General features: G+C 47.7%; 7 protein-coding genes. All 7 read right to left on the reverse strand.

From position 1 onward, the window contains the following. The coding region (locus COT43_04215; protein ID PIS29249.1) for a glutamate formimidoyltransferase at positions 1-297 on the reverse strand (297 nt) is incomplete at its 3' end. A 28-nt stretch (positions 298-325) separates the two neighbouring features. Beyond that, entirely contained in the window at positions 326-529 is a 204-nt protein-coding gene (locus tag COT43_04220) for a hypothetical protein (GenBank protein PIS29250.1), read from the reverse strand. Continuing rightward, positions 529-1,164 carry a site-2 protease family protein gene (locus tag COT43_04225; protein PIS29251.1) on the reverse strand — a complete coding sequence of 212 codons (636 nt, stop codon included), beginning with the start codon at positions 1,162-1,164 and terminating at the stop codon, positions 529-531. Before COT43_04225 ends, COT43_04220 begins: the two co-directional genes overlap by 1 nt. After that, positions 1,161-2,054 carry a site-specific tyrosine recombinase XerD gene (locus COT43_04230; GenBank protein ID PIS29252.1) on the reverse strand — a complete coding sequence of 298 codons (894 nt, stop codon included), beginning with the start codon at positions 2,052-2,054 and terminating at the stop codon, positions 1,161-1,163. Before COT43_04230 ends, COT43_04225 begins: the two co-directional genes overlap by 4 nt. 18 nt (positions 2,055-2,072) lie before the next feature. After that, positions 2,073-2,633 (reverse strand): phosphoheptose isomerase, encoded by a 561-nt coding sequence (locus COT43_04235; protein PIS29255.1) that lies wholly within the window; start codon positions 2,631-2,633, stop codon positions 2,073-2,075. 27 nt (positions 2,634-2,660) lie between these two features. Continuing rightward, positions 2,661-3,413 carry a geranylgeranylglyceryl/heptaprenylglyceryl phosphate synthase gene (locus tag COT43_04240; protein ID PIS29253.1) on the reverse strand — a complete coding sequence of 251 codons (753 nt, stop codon included), beginning with the start codon at positions 3,411-3,413 and terminating at the stop codon, positions 2,661-2,663. Positions 3,414-3,415: 2 nt separating this feature from the next. Beyond that, entirely contained in the window at positions 3,416-3,760 is a 345-nt protein-coding gene (locus COT43_04245) for a hypothetical protein (GenBank protein PIS29254.1), read from the reverse strand. Between the last annotated feature and the right edge of the window lie 19 nt (positions 3,761-3,779).

The raw sequence follows: 3,779 nt of genomic DNA on the forward strand, positions 1-3,779 counted from the left end.
TACTCCGCTGATCGGCACGAACGGACAAACGTCGGTGGCGCCAATTCTTGCGTGAGCGCCGTGATGTTTGCGCATGTCGATGACTTCGGCGGCTTTGGCAATTCCGGCAAACGCGGCTTCCAGCGCACTGGATTTCGACCCAATGAAAGTCACGACCGTCCGGTTTGTGTCGGCTCCCGGATCGACATCTAACAATTTAACGCCGCTGACCGATTGAATCGCATCCGTAATTGCCTGAATAATTTTGGGATCGCGTCCTTCGCTAAAATTTGGAATACACTCGATGATTTCCGGCATTCTAACTCCTTGTGAAAAATGCGGACGGTTAACCTATCCGTTTTAAATATGAAAAAAGCATTAAAATTAACGTTCCTAAAATGAACAACCACCAAATCGGGCGGCTGAGTTTTTGGGGCGAGCGTCGAATACGTCTGAAGTGAATTCGCCGCTCCGGCGTATCTTCTTTTTCCTGCTGTTTCGCTTCAAACTTTTCTTTAATGGAAAATCTTCTGGTGTTTCTTTGGAACATCACACACCCCCAAAAATGCTTGAAAAAAAGTTGACAAATGGATGGATAAAGCCGCCGAGAATGGATATTTTCGTAACCATCTCAGCGACAATAAGTGCCATTAAAATATATCCGCCGTAACGCTCCAGCGGCTCGATCAAATGTTCATATTGGCGCGGCAATATGCCGTATAAAATTTTCGAGCCGTCCAATGGCGGAATCGGCAACAGGTTGAAAATTGCCAGCGCCAGATTGATCTGCAAGCTCAAAATCGTCATGATGTAAACCGGTTCCAAAATCATTTTCGGAAGCATATCGAGGCCGCCGGCCTTTATCAACCGGAGTAAAAGTCCGCTCAAAAGCGCCAACGCTATATTCGCGAGCGGTCCCGCAAGTGCGACGAATAGCATGTCTCGCTTCGGATTCTTAAAATAACGCGGATCCACCGGCACCGGTTTCGCCCAACCGAAATGTACCAAAAACAACATCAGCGTTCCGAACGGATCCAGATGCACGAGTGGATTCATCGTCAGACGACCGTTTAGTTTTGCCGTCGGATCGCCAAAACGATAAGCCGTATATCCATGCATAAATTCGTGAAAGGTCAGCGCGAGAAGAATCGGCGGAACAAGTAAAATGATCATCTGTAAGTTCATTGATACCTCGGATGAAAAGTACGATGTTGCTCGATCAGAAATTCCCGGTCGAGATGCGTGTAAATTTGCGTGGTGGAAATGTCGGAGTGACCAAGCATTTCCTGAACAGCGCGCAGATTGGCGCCGCCTTCCAGCAGATGCGTTGCGAATGAATGGCGAAAGACATGCGGACTGACTTTTTTCCGAATGCCCGCAAGCCGAACATATTCCTGAATGATTTTCCAGACGCCCATTCGCGAAAGCGGCGCGCCGCGCATGTTGAGAAAGAGAAAATCCTTGCTCTTGTGATACCGAATTAGAATGGATCGAACAGCCGTGATATACATTTTAATTTTCTGGCTCGCCTGATGCCCGAATGGTACGATGCGTTCCTTAGACCCTTTTCCAATCACACGAATCACGCCTTCGTGAAAAAACACATCGGACATTTTCATCGTCGTCAGTTCCGAGACGCGCACGCCCGTCGAATACAACGTTTCGATGATCGCCCGGTCGCGCATTCCTTTGAGCGTCGTATAGTCGATCGTTTCCAGAATCAATTCGATCTCGTTTAAGTCCAAAACATTTGGTAAACGACGCGGCAATTTGGGCGATTGCAGTTGATCCGTCGGATCGTTGTCGGTGATTTTTTCACTGACCAGAAATCGATGAAACATGCGGATTGATGAAAAATTTCGCGCGAGGCTTCTGGCGGATAAGCCGACTTCCGAGAGACAACCGACGAATTCCTGCACGTCACTCATCGAGACGGATTTCATGTCGGTGATATTTTTCTCTTGCAGAAAATCCAGATAGCGGTTGAGATCGTTTTGATAGGCGTCGATTGTATTACCGGCGAGATTTCGCTCGATCTTCAGATAATTGATAAAATCTTGAGTCAAATCCTGCATGTGTCCAATCGGCGATCATTAATTTCCACAAATGGATTGTTCAATCAGGTCGCAAAGTATATGTCCAATTGTGATGTGCGATTCCTGAATTCGTTGCGTGTTTTTCGATGGAACGCGGATCACGATGTCCGACGTACCTGCCAGTTTGCCACCGTTCTCACCGGTCAAAACGATCGTCAAAAGTCCGAGGGATCGCGCAAATTCGGCGGCTTTGATAATGTTCGGCGAGTTGCCGCTGGTGCTAATTGCTACCAGCGCATCGTCTTTTTTGCCAAGCGCTTCGATTTGGCGTACGAAAATCATAGAAAAATCGTAATCATTAGAAACTGCGGTCAAAATGGAAGTATCGGTCGTCAGCGCAATTGCCGGAATTGCCTTTCGTTCACGCGTCAGTCTGCAAACGAGTTCGGCGGCGAGATGTTGGGCGTCGGCGGCGCTTCCGCCATTTCCACAGAGCAGGATTTTCCCGCCCATTTCCAGCGTCCGGATCAAACGTTTCGCCGCCAGTTCGATGATCTCGACACCGTCAGTCGCCAGCCGTTTTTTAAGGTCGGCGCTTTCGATTAGTTGAGCGATGATCTGTTCTTTCACGGCATTCTCACTGGATTATGAAAATTGTTTCGGATGAGTCGCTCGGACGAATTCGCTCAACAAGTCGAATTTCGCGGGATCATCGTACACGTTGCCAGTTACGACGAACGTCGAGCCTGATTCAATCTTGGCGCGCGCCTCTTCCGGCGTGCGAATTCCACCACCGGTAATGATTGGAATTTCGACGTATTGGCTCACGGCTCTAATTATGTCATTCGGAACGGAATTTTCGGCGCCACTACCCGCTTCTAAGTAGATCGTGCTCATGCCCATATATTGAGCGGCAAGAGCGTGAGCCATTGCGATTTCCGGTTTATTGGCTGGTAAAGGTCGCGTGTTGCTCATAAATTCCGCCGTTGTTGTTTTTCCGGATTCAAACAGCATGTAACCGGTAGAAATCGGTTCAATACCCAATTTCCGAATCGTCGGCGCGGCAATGACGTGTTCACCGAACAAATAATTCGGATTCCGACCGCTGATTAGCGATAAATATAGAACCGCGTCTACTCTGCAATTGATTTGAGAAACGGAGCCGGGGAAAAGGATGACGGGAATGGCGCTGGCATCCTTAATCAATCGAACCGTCGCCTGAAAATCCGAATCGATAATCAGGCTTCCACCAACAAGGATCGCATCAACGCCACGATTACAGATTTCACGTACAAACGACTTTAGGTCGTCATTTTTTCGCGTATCCGGATCAATCAGCACGAAATATCCGCCGCCGTTTTCCTTCGCTGATTGTAGTAATTTGCTAAAAATTCTCATGTTTAAAATTTCGACAGGAATTTAACGAAAAATTCGATCTCTTTTCTCGTCCTCTTTTCGGTTACGGCCATCAACAAATGGCCTTTCCAATCTTCACGATAGTTGCCAAGATCGATTCCGGCAAAGAAATTTTCAGCCAATCCGGCGGTAATAATTTCCTTAGGACTGACCGGCGTTTCAACGACAAACTCCTTGAAAAAAGGGACATTCCCGTATGGAAGAGAGAACCCTTTCAACGATGATATTTTTTCTGCGAGATAGTGACTGTTGTTCAGGCAAAGCGTTGCCGCCTGTTTCAACCCAGTCTTTCCCATCAAAGATAGATAAATAGCCGCGGCGAGCGCCATCAAGCCTTGGTTAGAACAG

The sequence above is a fragment of the Candidatus Marinimicrobia bacterium CG08_land_8_20_14_0_20_45_22 genome (genome assembly GCA_002774355.1).
Taxonomy (GTDB): Bacteria; Fidelibacterota; UBA2242; order UBA2242; family UBA2242; genus 0-14-0-20-45-22.

What these genes read in the sequence shown, in the direction of transcription:
- COT43_04220 (PIS29250.1), bottom strand. Translation starts at nt 529, where the DNA reads ATGTTCCAAAGAAACACCAGAAGATTTTCCATTAAAGAAAAGTTTGAA.
- COT43_04225 (PIS29251.1), bottom strand. Translation starts at nt 1,164, where the DNA reads ATGAACTTACAGATGATCATTTTACTTGTTCCGCCGATTCTTCTCGCG.
- COT43_04230 (PIS29252.1), bottom strand. Translation starts at nt 2,054, where the DNA reads ATGCAGGATTTGACTCAAGATTTTATCAATTATCTGAAGATCGAGCGA.
- COT43_04240 (PIS29253.1), bottom strand. Translation starts at nt 3,413, where the DNA reads ATGAGAATTTTTAGCAAATTACTACAATCAGCGAAGGAAAACGGCGGC.
- COT43_04245 (PIS29254.1), bottom strand. Translation starts at nt 3,760, where the DNA reads ATGGCGCTCGCCGCGGCTATTTATCTATCTTTGATGGGAAAGACTGGG.